This is a genomic window from Protofrankia sp. Cr1, assembly GCF_963555865.1.
Taxonomy (GTDB): Bacteria; Actinomycetota; Actinomycetes; order Frankiales; family Frankiaceae; genus Protofrankia.
Map to the genome: position 1 here is coordinate 5,678 of NZ_CAUVXO010000257.1, position 1,324 is coordinate 7,001.

Consider the following 1,324-nt stretch of genomic DNA (forward strand, 5'->3'; position numbering starts at 1 on the left):
GCCGACAAGCTTGCCGACGGCCTTTCCGACATCGCTGCCCGGTGGCCAGCATGTGACCGACGGGGCCGATGCCCTCAAGGAGCCGAACGTACCGGCCGGCTTCCCGATCCCGCCGGGCGCCAAGGTCAATGGCGGCACGGCCGGCACCAGCCAGTCCACCGTGGCCTTGACCGGCGTGTCCGACACGGCGGTGGCGAAGTTCTACCGCACGGCGCTGCCAGCGGCCGGTTACACCATCACCAGCGACAACCAGATACCCGGCCTGGCCACGGCCATGGGATTCAGCGGTCACGGCGTGACCGGCACCATCGACGCGGCCGGCGTCGGCTCGGCCAACGGCGCGATCATCACCTTCCGTAAGGAATAAGTGACGACAGAGGTACGAGAGACGGAGCCGAGGCTGGTCGGCTCACGACACCTGGCCGCATCCGGCAGGCCTGCACCCGGCAGGCCTGCACCCGCAACTGTTTGACTTGGCGCCGACACCAGGGCAGATTACGTTATAGTCCAAATTGGGCTATAAATTGCTAAATGGTGGCCGATGTTGGTTGACCACCGAGCGGCTGACGCCGTGCCGCGACGACCCGCGGCCGGCTCCGCTCGGTGGGTCCTCCAGCTGACTCCAGCGTTACTGGACATCGTCGGAGCACGCCGGATGACTGACCCCGCCAGGCACCGCAGGTACCGCTCCCCGCTTCGCACCGAGCAGGCTCGTCAGACCCGGCTACGCATCCTGGAAGCGGCCAGAGAGCTCTTCCGTGCGCAGGGCTACGCACCAACGACGATCAGCACAATCAGCAAGGCGGCCGGTGTCGCACCCGACACCGTTTATGACGCCTTCCGGTCCAAGCGTGGGCTGCTCAAGGAACTGCTAGGCCTCAGCGGCACGCAACATGCGGATGACATCCGGGATCACGCGATGCCGGGCCGGGTGGAACCGCCCGCGATCCGCCAGGAAACCGATCAACGACGGCAGATCGCGATGTTCGCCGCGGACGCCTCCCACCAGCTCGAACGTCTGCGGCCCCTCGATGACATCCTGCGCGGTGCGGCCGCCACCGACCGTGAAATGGCGGCTTTCCGGGAGAACCAGCAGCTCGGTCAGCGGCGGCAGACGATGACGACCGTGGCACTCTGGATCTCTGAACGCGGACCCCTGCGTGACGGGATGCCGGTCGATCAGGCAGCCGCGGTGATCTGGACGCTCACCGCGCCGGAGGTTCACCACATGCTGCGCGTGATCTGGCAGTGGACCGCGGAACAGTACGAGACCTGGCTGGGCCGGACGCTCACGGACACGCTGCTTCCCCGATCACTGTAGAGC

General features: G+C 66.8%; 1 protein-coding gene and 1 pseudogene. Both read left to right on the forward strand.

The features are described 5' to 3' along the window. Positions 1 to 367: pseudogene (locus U9980_RS18190) on the forward strand (hypothetical protein); the annotation flags it as partial. Positions 368 to 655: 288 nt separating this feature from the next. Further along, positions 656 to 1,321, forward strand: a complete 666-nt coding sequence (locus U9980_RS18195) for a helix-turn-helix domain-containing protein (protein ID WP_322769015.1) — start codon at positions 656 to 658, stop codon at positions 1,319 to 1,321. Positions 1,322 to 1,324 lie beyond the last annotated feature (3 nt).

What these genes read in the sequence shown, in the direction of transcription:
- U9980_RS18195 (WP_322769015.1), top strand. Translation starts at nt 656, where the DNA reads ATGACTGACCCCGCCAGGCACCGCAGGTACCGCTCCCCGCTTCGCACC.